At 43.3% G+C, this 16,080-nt stretch carries 10 protein-coding genes; 5 read left to right on the top strand and 5 right to left on the bottom strand.

Annotated features, from left to right (window positions below; genetic code table 11):
• The first annotated feature begins 95 nt into the window (after positions 1–95).
• On the top strand, positions 96–761 hold the full coding sequence (gene pdeM, locus EOD41_RS13660; RefSeq protein ID WP_127705840.1) for a ligase-associated DNA damage response endonuclease PdeM: 666 nt from the start codon (positions 96–98) through the stop codon (positions 759–761).
• Positions 762–982: 221 nt separating this feature from the next.
• On the opposite strand, the gene EOD41_RS13665 is transcribed toward pdeM, so the two are convergent.
• The gene (locus EOD41_RS13665) at positions 983–3,541 is read right to left on the bottom strand and encodes an outer membrane beta-barrel family protein (RefSeq protein ID WP_164849938.1); all 2,559 of its coding nucleotides are present in this window, start codon (positions 3,539–3,541) and stop codon (positions 983–985) included.
• 109 nt (positions 3,542–3,650) lie between these two features.
• Positions 3,651–6,440: a leucine--tRNA ligase gene (gene leuS, locus EOD41_RS13670; protein WP_127705844.1), complete on the bottom strand. Its 2,790-nt coding sequence runs from the start codon at positions 6,438–6,440 to the stop codon at positions 3,651–3,653.
• A 178-nt stretch (positions 6,441–6,618) separates the two neighbouring features.
• On the opposite strand from leuS, the gene dctA reads away from it, so the two are divergent.
• The 4 genes from dctA (at position 6,619) to EOD41_RS13690 (ending at position 11,893) form a co-directional block, all read left to right on the top strand.
• A complete protein-coding gene (dctA, locus tag EOD41_RS13675) occupies positions 6,619–7,866 on the top strand; it encodes a C4-dicarboxylate transporter DctA (protein ID WP_127705846.1) in 1,248 nt (415 codons plus the stop codon).
• A 49-nt stretch (positions 7,867–7,915) separates the two neighbouring features.
• Complete coding sequence (locus tag EOD41_RS13680) at positions 7,916–10,669, top strand: hypothetical protein (protein WP_127705848.1); 2,754 nt, start codon at positions 7,916–7,918, stop codon at positions 10,667–10,669.
• Between the two features lie 104 nt (positions 10,670–10,773).
• A complete protein-coding gene (locus EOD41_RS13685) occupies positions 10,774–11,181 on the top strand; it encodes an RrF2 family transcriptional regulator (RefSeq protein ID WP_127705850.1) in 408 nt (135 codons plus the stop codon).
• Positions 11,182–11,242: 61 nt separating this feature from the next.
• The gene (locus EOD41_RS13690) at positions 11,243–11,893 is read left to right on the top strand and encodes an NAD(P)-dependent oxidoreductase (protein WP_127705852.1); all 651 of its coding nucleotides are present in this window, start codon (positions 11,243–11,245) and stop codon (positions 11,891–11,893) included.
• A 35-nt stretch (positions 11,894–11,928) separates the two neighbouring features.
• Here EOD41_RS13690 and EOD41_RS13695 read toward each other — a convergent pair whose 3' ends face one another.
• From EOD41_RS13695 to EOD41_RS13705, 3 genes are read right to left on the bottom strand one after another with little or no spacing between them, the layout of a single operon-like run.
• Positions 11,929–12,546 carry an RDD family protein gene (locus EOD41_RS13695; RefSeq protein WP_127705854.1) on the bottom strand — a complete coding sequence of 206 codons (618 nt, stop codon included), beginning with the start codon at positions 12,544–12,546 and terminating at the stop codon, positions 11,929–11,931.
• 45 nt (positions 12,547–12,591) lie between these two features.
• The gene (locus tag EOD41_RS13700) at positions 12,592–13,599 is read right to left on the bottom strand and encodes a glycosyltransferase family 4 protein (RefSeq protein WP_127705856.1); all 1,008 of its coding nucleotides are present in this window, start codon (positions 13,597–13,599) and stop codon (positions 12,592–12,594) included.
• On the bottom strand, positions 13,600–15,876 hold the full coding sequence (locus EOD41_RS13705) for a glycosyltransferase family 4 protein (RefSeq protein WP_127705858.1): 2,277 nt from the start codon (positions 15,874–15,876) through the stop codon (positions 13,600–13,602).
• Positions 15,877–16,080 lie beyond the last annotated feature (204 nt).

Consider the following 16,080-nt stretch of genomic DNA (forward strand, 5'->3'; position numbering starts at 1 on the left):
AGATGCGGTGAAGGTAGGCAGAGACGATACTAAAATGCAAATAAAATTAGCATTTAGTATTTAACATTTGGCTAAATAGTTAACTTTGTGTCCCTATGACGATTTGTGCGGGATTAGCATTTAATTTTTTAGAACAAGACCTTTTATTACTTCCTCAAAAAGCCATTTTCTGGCAGCAGGAAAAAACCTTAATTGCCGGTGATGTGCATCTGGGCAAGGTAGGACATTTCCGAAAGTCGGGTATAGCCGTTCCGCGGGACATGGAACAGAATGATCTGGCAATATTGTCAGACCTGATTGATGAGTATCAGCCGAAAAAGATCATTTTCTTAGGTGATCTTTTTCATAGCGATATGAACGCCGACTGGGACTGGTTTGCCATGTGGCGCGAGCGGCACAAAAAAATCGAAATGGTTCTGATCCGCGGCAACCATGATATTATTCACGACAGCCATTACCTCGAATTGAATTTTCAATTACATGAAGAATTGCTTGTAGGGCCGTTTTTAATGCTGCATCATCCTTTAACCCCGGCCAAGCTTAAGCAGGTTGAAGGATATGTTTTATGCGGGCATATCCACCCGGGAGTGGAAATGGTAGGCCGCGGCCGTCAGCGCATTACGCTGCCATGTTTTGCCTTCGGCGCTAAGCAATGCATATTGCCTTCATTTGGCAGGTTTACGGGTAAGGTGGCCATCCGCAATCAAAAAACCGACAGGATATTTGGGGTACTAAAGGATAAAGTTATCGCATTAGCGTAAGGAACTCACTCAAACCCTCTCCAAAGGAGAGGTTTAATGTACACTTACAACGAAAGTTCCCCTCTTGAGAGGGGTTGCACAATGTAGTTTATAGCACCAACATTAACGGGGTGTGTTATATACAAGTAAAGTTTATTAACACACCCCTGCCCCTCTTAAGAGGGGAGTCATATAAAAAGAGAAACGCCTGCTAATGCAGGCGTTTCTCTTTTTAATATTTCTTAACGTCCCCCGCCGGTGCCTGAGCCGCCGCCCATGCCGCCGCCCTGGTCGCCTTGTTTAAGGTCATCATTATTTACACCTTTTTTCTTTTGCTGAGGGTTGGTGAACTTCACTTTTCCAAAGCTGTAGCTAAAGGTTAAACCAAATGAACGGAAAGGTACCTTGGTTTTGCTCGACTGATCAAGCGTTGGCGTTTTAATGAACTGGTTAAACGACAAGTGCTCCTGGAAAGGCTGCACGGTGTTAAAGCCAAGTGAAGCTTTTTTATCCCAGAACTGTTTTTTAATACCCAGCACATACATGCTGAACGCAGGATTGCTGCCTTGTATGTTTCTTCTTGCTGAATTTTGAATCACAAAAGCTTCGGCGATAATATTTTTGCCAAAATCATACTGCGCGCTCAGGAAGGCGTTTAGCATAACGTAAGTACCGGTGTTTGTAGCAAACTGTACGCTACTTCCTTGTGGAACCGGGCTGTAAGTGTACGCGTTTACACTACCGCGGATGGTTAACGGCTTAAACGGATTAACCGAGCCAAAGAAACTTGCACCCCATGATTTATTTGAACCCACGTTTTGGAAAGTTGTACGTGTAACATCCACTTCATTGCCGTTGATCTCGTCAGTAACAGTTTCTGCTAAACCTTCAATTAGGCCGCTGGTGTGTTTATAATAAACTGATAAGTTGATAACCGATGATTTAATGAATGTGTTATAGTTCAACTCAACAGTTTGTGATACTTCGGGTTCCAGTTCGGGATTACCAACCTGCTGGCTGAAAATGTTGCTTCTGTTAATATACGGATTCAAAAACTGTAAGCTTGGGCGCTGAATACGTTTGCTGTAGCTTAGTTTAACTGTTTGCGTAGCGCTAAGTTTACGCTGTATAGTTAAGCTTGGAATAAAGGTATTATAATCTGAGCTGAATGGCACCAAACCTTCCTGCGGTGTACCGATAGGCTCACCGTCAATAGCGGTATGCTCGTAACGTAAGCCTGTTAATAATGAATACTTGTCAGACAGGTTGAATGTTAAAACCGAATAACCCGCATAAACGCTCTGGTCGTACTTGTAATCATTTGAGTTTGTGGCATCTAAAATAAAGCTGTTCGGATCAGCGTTTAAACCACCACCAGTAGGGTCATTAAAAATATTGTAATCGCTGCTCAACCTGCGGAAAATACCTTTACCACCTGCTTCTAACTTTAAAAGCTTTGATATTGGCAACGTATAGTCGGCCTGTATAGTATATTCATTATTAATACCGTCGTTGTCGCCACGCTGATTAGGATTAACAGCCGAATAACGGTACAGGTAGTTGTTCTTAATAGAGCTGTGGCTCCATTGTCCTGATACGGTGTACTCGTGGCCTTCTTTTTTAAACTTGTGTGTGTAGTCGGCGCTCCAGTCAAAGCCACCAAAAGTAGTTTTTGAAGTTGTAATGCCCTGAAAACGCACATCAGTGTCGCTAAGATAGTTTATCTGATGGTTGTCTGAATTTCCATCCAGATTAAAACCACCCTGATTAAACCTGAAAGTTGACGAAATGTTATTGTAGTTATTGATGTCGTAGTTTAGGCTTGCCGAATTCATAGTGCCGTAACGCTTAACAGTATTTTCGGCATAGTTGTCGTTCAAAAGGTCTTGCGGCCTTTCAGCATCAGGGTTTTGTATACGCTGATAGAAATCGGTTTTTGATGTTTGCGGCCAGGTATAGTTACCACCCAGGTTTAGGCTTAAGCTCAACCTGTTTTTGCTGAAGTTGATGTTGGCGTTGCCGTTGTTTTGACGTGTACCAACACCTCCGCTAACAGAACCGCTTACACCCGACATGTTTTTTTGCTTGGTAATGATGTTGATGATACCTGCCGAACCTTCAGCATCATATTTAGCAGATGGTGAGGTGATCACTTCTACCGATTTTACCTGATCGGCAGGGATGGTGCGCAAGGCGTCGGCTACGCTGGCTGCCATTGCGCCTGATGGTTTACCGTTTATCAATACCCGGATATTCTGGTCACCACGAACAGATACGTTACCGTCCATATCAACGCTTACTAAAGGTACCTTGCGTAATATGTCGCTTACGTTACCGCCTGCGGTAGTTATGTCTTTTTCGGCGTTGTAAACAATTTTATCGATGCGGTTTTCAACCAGCGGGGCAGCCGCTGTTACTTGCACCTCTTTAAGTGCCTGCGCACTTGGCGCTACCGACACGTCACCAATGTTTAAATCGGGCTTTGAAAGTGTGGTAGTAACCGGGTCGACAATTTTAGTTGGGTAACCGATATATGAAAAACCCAGCTTGTATGCGCCGGGCTTAATATTATCGAGTTTGAAGTTGCCTTTCTCGTCGGTAAGTACGCCGGTAATAGGCGCCGAACCGCCGCTGCGGTAAATGCTTACGGTAGCATATTCAAGTGGTTTTTTGGTAAGCGAGTCGATCACCTTACCTGAAATACGGCCTACAATTGATGAGCCGCCACCACCTAAACCAATCTGCGCGTTAGCAGCAAGTACTGAAAAACAAAAGAATAAGAGTATGTAAAAACGTTTCATTTTAATCATTTCACAATTTGAGGCGAAATTGATTAAAATGTTACAGCCTTACTGCTACAAATTGTAATAAAATCGCAATGTATTGAATTCGTTACAGCAGGTGTAATTATTACACCACAAGGTTAACAATACGACCCTTTACCACGATCACTTTTTTAGGTGTTTTGCCTTCCAGGTACTTCTGCACATCGGCATTTGCCAAAACAAACTCTTCAATTTGCTTTGGTTCTAAACTAAGCGAAATATTCAGGTTCAGTTTAGTTTTGCCGTTTACCGAGATAGGGTAAGCAAACTCATCCTCAACCAGGTAATCAGGGTTAAATACAGGGTATGCCGCGTACGATAATGTACCGTCCGGATTACCAAGCAATGCCCAAAGCTCTTCGCAAATGTGTGGCGCGTAAGCGGATAGCACGATAGTAAGATCCTGCAGAATGGCGCGCTTGTTACATTTCAAATCAGTAAGCTCATTAACGGCTATCATGAAGCTTGATACCGACGTATTGAATGAGAAACGCTCTATATCTTCTTCTACCTTGCGGATTATTTTATGCAGCGATTTAAGTTCGGCTTTGGTAGGTGCTTCGTTTGATACATTGAAGTTCCAATCAGCATCGTGAAACAAACGCCAGAATTTTCTTAAGAACTTAAACACACCTTCAATACCGTTAGTGTTCCAGGGCTTACTTTGCTCAAGCGGACCAAGGAACATCTCATACATCCGCAGGGTATCGGCACCGTAACGCTCAATAATATCGTCGGGGTTAACAACATTGAACTTCGATTTCGACATTTTTTCAACCTCAACACCGCAAATGTATTTGCCACCTTCAAGTATGAATTCAGCAGTTTCAAACTCGGGCCTGAACTTTTTGAATTTTTCCAGGTTCAGTGTATCGTTTTCTACAATGTTTACATCCACGTGCAGTGGTGATGTTTTGTAATCTTTTATCAGTCCATGCGATACAAAGGTGTTGGTGCCGCGGCCTTCATCATCTATCAAACGATATACAAAATTGCTTCGACCTTGTATCATTCCCTGGTTGATCAGCTTTTTGAACGGCTCTTCTTCAACCACCTTACCGATATCCTTCAAAAACTTGTTCCAAAAACGGCTGTACAATAAGTGACCGGTAGCATGCTCACTGCCGCCAATATACAGATCAACGTCTTTCCAGTACTCAATGGCTTGTTTTGATGCGAACTCCGCTTCGTTATGCGCGTCCATATAGCGGTACCAGTACCAGCTGCTGCCAGCCCAACCCGGCATGGTGCTTAATTCATATTCACCTTCAGTATGCTTCCAGCCTGTTGCCCTGCCCAATGGTGGCTCACCGGTTTCGGTTGGCAGATATTTATCAATTTCCGGAAGTAACAATGGCAGTTCTGCCTCACTTATCAAATTGGGCAATCCATCTTTAAAATAAACAGGAACCGGTTCACCCCAATAGCGCTGGCGGCCGAAGATAGCGTCGCGCATCCTGAAGTTAACCTTAGCCTTGCCCGCGCCAATTGATTCCAGTTTGGCAACAACAGCAGCGGTAGCTTCTTTATAGCTTAAGCCGTTTATAAAGTCGGAGTTGATGTATTTCCCTTCTTTAGTCGGGTCGGCTTCGGTTTCGATATTTTGTATGTCGATGATTGGTACTATCGGCAAATTGAAATGCTTCGCAAACAGGTAATCACGCTGATCACCGCTTGGTACGGCCATTACTGCGCCGGTACCGTATCCTGCCAGCACATAATCGGCTATCCAGATAGGTATGCGCTCGCCGTTTAACGGGTTAAGCACGTAGCTGCCGGTAAACGCGCCCGAAACCGTTTTGGTGTCGGCCATACGGTCGAGCTCACTTTTCTTTTTTGTCTGGGCGATGTACGCGTCAATTTCAGCCTGCTGTTCGGGAGTGGTTAACGCGTTCACCAGTTCATGCTCGGGAGCGATCACCAAAAAAGTAACACCAAAAATGGTATCAACGCGGGTGGTAAACACTTCAATATATTCGCCACGGTCTTCACCTGTAGCTAATGGAAACTTTACACTTGCACCAACGCTTTTGCCAATCCAGTTGCGTTGCATTTCTCTCAGTGGTTCAGGCCAGTCAATAGTGTCAAGGCCTTGTAACAGGCGTTCGGCATAGGCGGTGATGCGCATGCTCCATTGCATCATTTTCTTTTGCTCAACAGGATAACCGCCGCGCTCGCTAAAGCCGTCTTTCACCTCGTCGTTCGCCAAAACAGTACCTAAAGCCGGGCACCAGTTTACAGTGCTTTCACGCAGATAAGTAAGGCGATATTTTAACAGTTCTTCCTGCTTTACAGCATCCGGAAACGCCTTCCATTCATCAGCGGTAAAAGTTAATATATCTTCATCGGCGACAGCGTTGATGCCTTTTGAGCCTGACTTTTCAAAGTGCTGTACAAGAGTTTCAATGCTCTCAGCTTTTTCGGCCGATTTATTATACCACGAATTGAACAGCTGCATAAATATCCACTGTGTCCACTTGTAGTAATCGGGGCTGCTGGTGCGTACTTCTCTGCTCCAGTCGAACGAGAAACCTATCTGGTCGAGCTGCCTGCGGTATGTAGCGATGTTGGCTTCGGTAGTGATTGAAGGATGCTGACCGGTTTGAATGGCATACTGTTCGGCCGGCAGACCAAACGAATCATAACCCATTGGGTGAAGTACATTGAAGCCCTTTAGGCGTTTGTAACGCGCAAAAATATCACTTGCTATATAGCCGAGCGGGTGGCCAACGTGCAGCCCTGCACCTGATGGGTAAGGGAACATATCCAACACATAGTATTTGGGCTTTGCCGAGTTGTTCTCAGCTTTAAAAGTTTTTTTATCGGCCCAAAACTGCTGCCACTTTTGCTCAATATCCTTAAATTGATAATCCATATGCCTTAGCTGATAAATTTTGCGCTGCGAAAATAGTAAAGTTTAGCCGTAATGTTAAGCTAATAGCCCATTAAGTTGACTTGACAGGTAGGTTTTGTTGTTTTCGAGTATCTCGTTTAAAGTGGCCGTTACAAGTGCCGGCCGGTATATCTAATTAAAAACGTATAATTGTTTATCCATGCGTAAACTGTACACCAATCTTACTTTCCAGGTAATTGTTGCTATTATAGCAGGCGTTATTGTGGGTTTATATTTTAAGGACTTCGCACCGGCCGCGCAGATCATCAGCAGAACGTTTATCAACCTTATCAGCATGCTGATAGCGCCGATTATCTTTTTCACCATTGTATTGGGCATTGCTAACATGGGTGATATGAAAAAGGTAGGCCGGGTAGGAGGAAAAGCTTTATTGTATTTTGAGATAGTAACCACCTTCGCGCTGATTATAGGTTTGGCAGTGGCCAACTGGCTGCAGCCGGGCAAGGGCATCAATGTGCAAAAAGGCATTAACGCTGATAAGGTAGTACAGTATCAAAAAGCAGCCGAAGAAATGAAATGGGGCGAGTTCTTCGCGCACATCATTCCGCATAATATTTTTGAGGCCTTTGCCAAAGGCGATATTTTGCAGATACTGTTTTTCGCCATATTGTTTGGTTATGGCTTAAGTAAATTGGGCGATACCGGTAAATCGCTGCTGTTAACGTTTGAAAAACTTGGATCTGTTTTCTTTAACATTATGCGTGTGGTAATGCGGCTCGCGCCAATAGGGGCGTTCGGTGGAATGGCCTATACCGTTGGCACCTATGGCGCTGATGCATTGCATCCAATGCTTAAGCTGATGGGTTCGGTTTACCTTACCATGTTTCTGTTTATTTTTATTGTGCTGAACATCATTTGCCGCTTATACAAATTTAGCTTGTGGCAATATCTTAAATATATCCGCCAGGAAATACTGCTGGTGCTGGGCACATCATCGTCCGAGTCGGCGTTACCCAGCATGATGGAAAAGATGGAAAAGTTTGGCTGCTCGAGGCAGGTGGTAGGGCTGGTTATCCCGACAGGCTACTCATTTAACCTGGACGGTACTACCATTTATCTCAGTATGGCAGTATTGTTTCTGGCGCAGGTATTTAGTATTCCGCTTACATTCGGTCAGCAGCTTACTATACTGGCCATACTTATGGTGACATCGAAAGGCGCCGCGGCGGTTACCGGCGGCGGTTTTATTGTGCTTACGTCAACCCTGGCGGCTATAAAAGTTATTCCTGTTGAAAGTGTAGCTATTTTGCTGGGCGTTGATCGTTTTATGTCTGAAGCGCGGGCCATTACTAATCTGATAGGTAATGGTGTAGCGACGATAGTGATTGCTAAAAGTGAAGGTGAGTTTAAGGAGCCGGTTAAGATCGAATCTTCGGAAGAAATTTAAACGATTTCACCTCAATTATCACTATTTTGCATGAATCAACCACTAACCTATGCGTGCCTTGCTTTTTCGTATTTGCCTGTTACTTACATTTTTGCCGTTCAATAGTAATGCGCAACAGGCGGTAAATATTGCTGCCGCGAAACAGCTGATCACCAACGTTGATACATTCATGAGGCGTATGCCCCTTGAAAAGGTGTTTACCCATACCGACAGACCATATTACAGCAATACTGACACCATCTGGCTAAAAAACTATGTACTTGACGGCCTGCTGGAATATTCAAAGCAAAGCGGTATTGTTTATGCCGAACTGGTAAATGATACTGGCCGGGTAGTAATGCAGCAGGCCATGCCTGTTTTTACAGGAATAAACTGGGGGCAAATGGTGCTGGATAGTACGATAGTAAGCGAGGGCAACTATACCCTGCGTACCTACACCAACTGGATGCAAAACCTTGGCCCTGAAAGTTTTTATCAGCAACGCTTGTACATCAGCAGTACTGATGAAAGCAACCGACGTGTTAACGTTGGAATAAGGGCTGTTAAAGACAGCGTTGAAACCCGCTTACAGATACTTGAAGCTGATGGTAGTCCGCTGCGCCTGCAGGATATGCAGGTATCGCTTACCGAAGGACGCAAAACCTGGTTTCGTGAAAGGCGCCAAACCGACCTTGAAGGCAAGGTCAATCTTGAATTTATTCTATCAAATAATTCCGATGCAGGGAAGCTTACGCTAATAGCCCGCGACCGTAACAAAAAAGGTGGCGCACGGCAACTGGTTATACCTTTGCATATTGACAGGCCGGCGTATACCGATGTGCAGTTTATGCCCGAAGGGGGACAACTGGTTGCAGGGCTTACATCTATAGTTGGATTTAAAGCGGTTAGCGAAAGCGGGCGTGGCGTAAATATAAAAGGAGTGATACGCGACAGCCGTAAACAGTCGGTGGCTAAGTTCTCATCAACGCATAATGGCATGGGCTCGTTTCAGTTTACACCTTTGCGAGGCGAAAGTTATTCAGCTTTTATATCACTTTCTGACGGCAGCACGAAGCAATATGAGTTTCCGCAGTTCAAACAGGAGGGCATGGTAATCAATGTAAAAAATAACTATGCCGATAGCGCGCTTACGCTAACCATACAGGCAAGCGCGGGTTTGCCCGAACATGGCGCTTATGCATTGGTGGCCGAAAGCGGGGGAATAATGTGTTATGGGTCAGTGCTGCGCTTTAGGGATAGTGTTGCATTTGTGCGCACACGTATATCAAAAACAATTTTTCCAACCGGTGTAGTGCGTTTTACCCTGCTTACAATAAAAGGACGGCCCGTTGCAGAACGAATGGTGTTTATTGACCATGACGATCGGATAAATATAAGCATGATAGCAAATGATAAAACGCGAACGGCTGATAGTGTTTGCCTTTCCGTAAAAGCTACCGACAAATACGGTATGCCTGTGCAGGGCAGCTTCTCAATTGCCGTAACTGACGATAGCCAGGTAAAAATGGAAAATAACATAATGCCTGATATACATAGCCGCATGTATCTTACCTCCGCAATAAAAGGATATGTAGAACAGCCGGGCTGGTATTTTAGCGGAAAAGGTGAGGCCTTTAACAATGCAATTGACAATTTATTGCTTACGCAGGGCTGGACAGGCTACAACTGGGACGATGTTTTTAATACAAAGTTCAAACCAGCCTACAATGCCGAACGAAGTGTTGCAGTATCGGGTAGAGTTGTAAGGCTTAACAAGCCTCAGGCTAATATTCCGGTGGTGCTCATTTCAACTAAAAAGCCTATTGTGGTTCGAGATACCATAAGCGATAAATTTGGAAAGTTCACTTTTACTGATCTGCCACCATTTGATACAGCGGCTTTTGTGGTTGAAGCAAAAGACAAAAAGGGGAAAATATTTGCAGTTAATGTTGAGCTTGACAAATTTATACCTCCTGCGGCCACTGCATTCACTGGTGCTCTTATTGATCCATGGTATGTAAACTCAGACAGCACGATGTTGAGTTACCATCAAAAAAATATTCAGTATCAAAAACAGCTAAATGATATGCGGTATCCGGGTTCGGGTAAAATGCTGCAGGAAGTGGTGATCAAAGCAAAAAAAGTAGTTAAAAACTCACATAACCTTAACGGTAATGGTGAAGCCGATCAATTGGTGGATGAAGCCGAGATAATTAAAGCCGGTGATATTTCACTTATCGATTTATTATATAAAAAAATAAAAGGCTTTACTCAATATAGACTACATGGCAGGGCATTAAAATTTGTAATTGATGGTGTAGAACTCGATTTTCTTTATGATCCGGAAGTACAGCGCGATTACTATCAGTTTCTAACATTTAACTTGAATGCGCTAAGGGCTTCTGATGTTAAAGGATTGGAGTTGCTGGAAAACCCAAGATATAGTTCTAAATATGTAGGCAGTTATGATCCGGAAATACTTATAGCGTCATCTTCAATGGATTGGCCTGCATACATTGAAATAACTACATGGTCGGGCAACGGGTTATTTTCCAGGAACAATCCATCACTTTCAATTATCCGCCCGGTACCTGTTAGCTGGCCAAAGCAATATTATGTACCTAAATATACTCCCGAGCCGGGTACACTTACTGAGCTGCGCCCGACTGTTTACTGGAAACCAGATGTGGTTACCGATGCCAACGGCAATGCCGAGATAGTATTCTACACCAAAAAGAAAAGAACCAATTATACTATTGTAATGCAGGGTGCTAACCTTAACGGACTTGTAGGCACAAGTGCAATAAAACTGGCCGCTCAGTAGCATTACCATCACAAAACTGTCATCAAAATTAAATCAGTTGAAACTTTTTGGAAGTTTAACCAAAGAATAAGTAAGTTTGTACTGTAATGATTTTTATTACAGTTATGAACAACGTAAGGTTTGCTACTGCATTACATATTTTAACGCTTCATTATTACATGAAGGATGAAATGCTTACATCTGACCTGATTGCCGGAAGCATGAACGTTAACGCTGCTATTATCAGGAAAGAGCTTAGCAACCTGCGTAAACACGGATTGATAACCAGTAAAGAAGGTAAGGGTGGGGGTACGGCTTTGGCAAAATCTGCGAAGGAAATTCGTTTGAGTGATATATACAATGCTGTACGGCAAACGTCTCCTTTAGGAAAAAAGAATACGCCTAACCCGGCCTGCCCGGTAGGTAAACAAATAAACGCTGAACTGGACATCGTTTACAACGATGTAGAAGCTGCGATGATTAAAAAGTTATCGGCTATTACGCTGGCAGCTTTCTGTAAACCCATAAAGTAAATTTTTTAATTAATACTGTAATTAAATAGGTTACAGTTTTGTCAACATAAATAATATACAAATGAAAGTAGCATTAATAGGCGCCACAGGCTTTGTGGGTACAGCCTTGGTAAACGAACTTGAAAAGCGCGGGCATGAAATAACAGCTATTGCACGCCATCCAGAAAAGGTAAAAGCTGCGGAAAACATCCATCCGGTTAAAGCCGATGCTTATAACGCTGATGAAGTTTCCGAAGCGGTAAAAGGGCACGATGTGGTGGTAAGTACCTTTAATTCAGGATGGGATAATCCCAATATTTATGACGACTTTTTACGTGGCGCGCAAGCCATTCAGGAAGGTGTTAGGAAGGCTGGTGTAAAAAGATTCTTTTTAGTTGGCGGTGCAGGCAGTTTATTTGTGGCGCCGGGCGTTCAGCTTGTTGATTCACCACAGTTCCCTGCCGAATGGAAAGCCGGCGCACTGGCAGCACGTGATTACCTGGACATTCTTAAAAACGAAACAGAACTTGACTGGACCTTCCTGAGCCCTGCAATTGAAATGCATCATGGTACCGCCGGCATAATCAAAGGCACATACCGCGTTGGTCTTGACGAGCCTGTATTCGATGCCGACAACCGCAGTATAATTTCTGTTGAAGATATGTCAACAGCTATTGTTGACGAATTGGAGCAGCCAAAGCATATAAAACAACGCTTTACAGTGGCATATTAATTTGTTAACGGCTCCTTTAAGGATGAAGGGGGCCGTTAATATTTTTTCTTTACAACATATGCTTTCGCCATATGGTCGTGCCAACTCCGGCGTTCATTATCCCATAGCACACTTAAAAAACCAAAGCCGCATAACAGGCTCGATAGCCACTTTCCGGCGTTTCTGCCAAGCGCGTTTACGAAAGATAATTTTTCGCCGGCTACATTAACCACAACAAGCTTGCATATAATTTTACCTATACTGCCTTGTGTTGGCATAGCCTCGAATGTTGTATTGTACAATAACATTAGTGCTACAGTAATCATAGTAACTACACCGTTGGTTACATTACCAAATTCTGTATAACCAGTTAAACTACCTATCACACCAATTATTACAGCTACCAATACACTTGCTGTATATAGAAAAACGTAATCAATAATATAAGCTAGCAGGCGCCACCAGAAACCTGCCATATTCGTTGGGCCAGGTATGTAAAAGCCTTCACGTTCAAACCAGTTTTGCAATTCGGGCAAACTTGATGCATGCTGCCAGTCATTAGCTATTGGCGATAGCACAAGCGTATCAGGGTGAATACCGTTTTCAAATAATTCTTCGTGGGTAAAAGGGCCAACTTTCTCGTTGTCCTGTAAAATGTAATAAGCGTTTAGCATTCAGGCTTTATTTGCTGAAAGATAAAGAATGCAAGTGAATAACAGTTATCTATTTAATATCTGTTTGTACAATGCCAGGTAATCGCCTACCATTTTGTCGCATGAAAACTGTGAAGCTGCCCATTTATGGCAGTCGGCACGATTGATATTAGGCAACTGGTTAACCGCATCTATCGCCTCCTCAATGTTTTTTACAAGATATCCTGTTTCTCCATGCTTTATTAACTCCGGCATCGACCCTCGGTTGAATGCAATAACGGGCGTACCGCAAAGCATCGCTTCAGCCACGCTCATGCCGAATGGCTCATCAAAGTTTATAGGATGCAATAATGCCGCAGCTTTGCCTAACAGTTCTTTACGCTTATCAGGCCCGGCATGGCCAATGTATTGTATCTGGTCATTTAGTTCCGGCTCTACCTTTTCACGCCAGTAATTTTCATCCTGAATAATACCTGCTATCAGCAATTTGCGCCCTGTACGTTTGGCTATTTCAATTGATTCGGCTGTGCCTTTATGGTGATGTATGCGGCCGAAGTATAATAAGTAATCTTCCGGATCAGCATTAAATTCAAAATCTCTTGTATCGAGACCGTTATATACTGTTCCTATATAATTAAGTTCAGGGCTACGGTCAGAATTACTTATGGATACATAATACCCGCGTGAATTATATTTTTTATACACCGGGACAATCTTTTGCGACGAAAACCCGTGTATGGTTGTAATAACAGGGGTATCTACTAACTCCGAATAGGTAAGCGGCAAAAAATCAAAGTTATTATGTATCAGGTCAAACTGTCCGGCCTTTTCCATCAGGTTACTGATGTGCAGGCATTCCAACACTTTAGCGTCCTGATTGCGGTCCTCCTCGTAACCCTGTTCGCAAATACTTTCCAGCTTGCCTGCCGTGATTGAGTCGCCGGTGGCAAAAAGTGTTACATCAACGCCAAGTTTAATCAACCCTTCGGCAATGTTTGAGGCAACCTGTTCCCATGGTCCGTAATGCCTGGGCGGTGTGCGCCAGGCAACGGGAGCTAATACGGCTACTTTCATTTAGCAAATTTGCACGCTATGTCCAATTTTATTGTACTCGTATTCAAGCTCGAAAGCTTTCAGTACGGTAAGGTGCGATATCAGGTAAGCCAATGTACTTTCGGCACCCTGGTTACGGTTAATGCCTGTTGGCAGCAACCCGTCGCAGCAGCCTTTGGTTTCATGATCGTACAGCGGAGCACGCAGTGTATTTTCACCCAGGAACCATTTATAGCTCAGGAACATCTTCTCGATATATTCGGGCGTACGGAAAATCTTGTAAGCCTGGAAGTACATCAGCACCATAGCCATGGTTTCAATAGCCTGCTGATCGTAAGTAGGGAAGGTGCCGCCACGGTAGTACCAGCCATCGTTACCAACAGGACTTAAGTAGCCGTTTGAAAGTGTCAACTTATCTAAAAACTCCATTGATTTCATCGCTACTTCACGGGCTTCTTCGTTACCGGTGATCTCGCACGAATGCAGCAGCGCCAGTGGCAAAATGGCGTTATCGTAGGTCATGCCCTCTTCAAACCAGTGCCATTCATTATCTGAAGTATTTTTAAAAGCATCTATTAAAGGCTGAGTAAGGCGTATCAGTTCAGCCATCATGCCCTCATCTGTCGGCACCGCCTGTAGGTAAAGACTTATACCTATAATGGTGTTTGCCATACCACGCAGGTAACGCAGGTTTTTAAAGTGTGGATATGATTTTTGGAATAATTCAAGCGCAAACTCACGGTAAGAATTACTTGCAGCACAGTTAATCAGGTGTCCCAACGCCCAAATAGTACGACCGAATGAGTCTTCCGAACCAATATCATCAAGATACCTTCTGTCGAAACTCAAGAAGTTACGGAAGTTACCATCGTCGGTTTGCATGTAATGGATATAGCTCAGGTAAACTGGCAGCAGGTCAAAAGCTTCCTGGCTTTTGTTACGCTGATAGGCCATCAATGCCATTATTAAAGCACGCGAGTTATCATCAAGACAGTAGCCTTCTTTTAAGTTCGGAATGCCGTATTTGGCGTGTTGTACAATGCCGGTATCATCAGTTAAACGCAAAACATGCGCCAGGCTAAACTTCGGTAATATCTCAGGGTCAACTATACTGTTTTTTAGTATCTTGTCGCTAAAGTCATGTGACATTGCCGACTCTTGAGCAACTTTTATAAATTCAGCGCCTATTACCGGGTAACGCAGGTGTAAGCCATACTGATAAGCATTCTGCTTAAGTTGGTTAAGTGCATCATCATCATCAAGCAACTCATTTACAATGTCGGCCAGCATGTCCGAATTCTTAAAGTCGAACAACCTGCCACGATTATGAGCAAGCAATTCTTCGGCATGCCAGTACGGAGTTGATACCACCGCCGCGCCTGATCCCACTGCGTATGATAATGTACCACTGGTAATTTGTGCTTCGTTAAGATACGGCGTAACGTAAATTTCACATGCGGTAAGGTAATTTATTAATTCATCCTCGCTTACAAACTTGTTGATGAAAGCGAGGTTATTTGAAACGCCTAATTGTGCTGCCAGGCTTTTCAATGAGTCACGGTATTCTTCCCCCGAATGTTTTAAAACGCCCGGATGCGTGTTACCCAATATCACATAAGTTACATCGGGATGTTTTTCGACAATTTTAGGCAAGGCCCTGATAACGGTTTCCAAACCTTTGTTACGGCTTAATAAGCCGAAGGTTAACAATACCCGGCGATTTTTAAATGACGAAAGCCTTTTTACCGGGTTATCTAAAGGTGCCTCTAAATCAGGCACACCATGTTCAATTATTTGTATCTTTTCAACAGGAATATCATATATCTCAGTAAGAAACTCAACAGCCCTCTGGCTCATTACCACTACTTTTGATGATTGTTCGGCAATTTCACGAATGATGATACGCTGAACATAACTTGGTTCCTTAAGTACAGTGTGCAGTATTGAAATTAGCGGTTTTTCAAGTCTGTTTATAAGCGGAAGAATGTAAATGCCACTTTCGCCGCCATAAATACCAAATTCGTGCTCAAGTATGCAGGCATCAACATTGCTGGTGTTGATATAATTTGCTGCCCTTATATAGTCTTTTTGGTTGTTTTGCCTGATAATATATTTAACTTCTTCGGGATACTCATACTCATCAAGGCCGGTAGAATCATTAAGAGCTACCACATATCCGCCATCACCTGGCTTTTTCCTTTCAGGAAAGTTGGCGTTAATAGCACGCATTAAATTTTGATTGAAGGTAGCAATACCGCATTCGCGGGGAGGATAGGTTGATATATAAGCAATCTTCATCTTACTTTTTATAGTTAATTTTCTTAGTTAAACAGCAATTAATACAAAGTGTACAGGCCAGTGACTAAAAAACAGGACAGCTTTCGACTAAAAAGATAGCTGTAAGCACTTTGAACTATATTTTTGGCGTGTATGCACAAAATTGTACTAAAAGCATACCAAAAACCGCGTTTAAACGCTTTAAAGCAAATTTTTTACAATGAA

The organism is Mucilaginibacter limnophilus (assembly GCF_004005815.1).
GTDB lineage: Bacteria > Bacteroidota > Bacteroidia > Sphingobacteriales > Sphingobacteriaceae > Mucilaginibacter > Mucilaginibacter limnophilus.

Excerpts from the sequence above, each read along its gene's own strand:
- EOD41_RS13685 (WP_127705850.1), top strand. The coding sequence starts at position 10,774 with ATGAACAACGTAAGGTTTGCTACTGCATTACATATTTTAACGCTTCAT.
- dctA (WP_127705846.1), top strand. The coding sequence starts at position 6,619 with ATGCGTAAACTGTACACCAATCTTACTTTCCAGGTAATTGTTGCTATT.
- leuS (WP_127705844.1), bottom strand. The coding sequence starts at position 6,440 with ATGGATTATCAATTTAAGGATATTGAGCAAAAGTGGCAGCAGTTTTGG.
- EOD41_RS13700 (WP_127705856.1), bottom strand. The coding sequence starts at position 13,599 with ATGAAAGTAGCCGTATTAGCTCCCGTTGCCTGGCGCACACCGCCCAGG.
- pdeM (WP_127705840.1), top strand. The coding sequence starts at position 96 with ATGACGATTTGTGCGGGATTAGCATTTAATTTTTTAGAACAAGACCTT.
- EOD41_RS13680 (WP_127705848.1), top strand. The coding sequence starts at position 7,916 with ATGCGTGCCTTGCTTTTTCGTATTTGCCTGTTACTTACATTTTTGCCG.
- EOD41_RS13695 (WP_127705854.1), bottom strand. The coding sequence starts at position 12,546 with ATGCTAAACGCTTATTACATTTTACAGGACAACGAGAAAGTTGGCCCT.
- EOD41_RS13690 (WP_127705852.1), top strand. The coding sequence starts at position 11,243 with ATGAAAGTAGCATTAATAGGCGCCACAGGCTTTGTGGGTACAGCCTTG.
- EOD41_RS13705 (WP_127705858.1), bottom strand. The coding sequence starts at position 15,876 with ATGAAGATTGCTTATATATCAACCTATCCTCCCCGCGAATGCGGTATT.
- EOD41_RS13665 (WP_164849938.1), bottom strand. The coding sequence starts at position 3,541 with ATGAAACGTTTTTACATACTCTTATTCTTTTGTTTTTCAGTACTTGCT.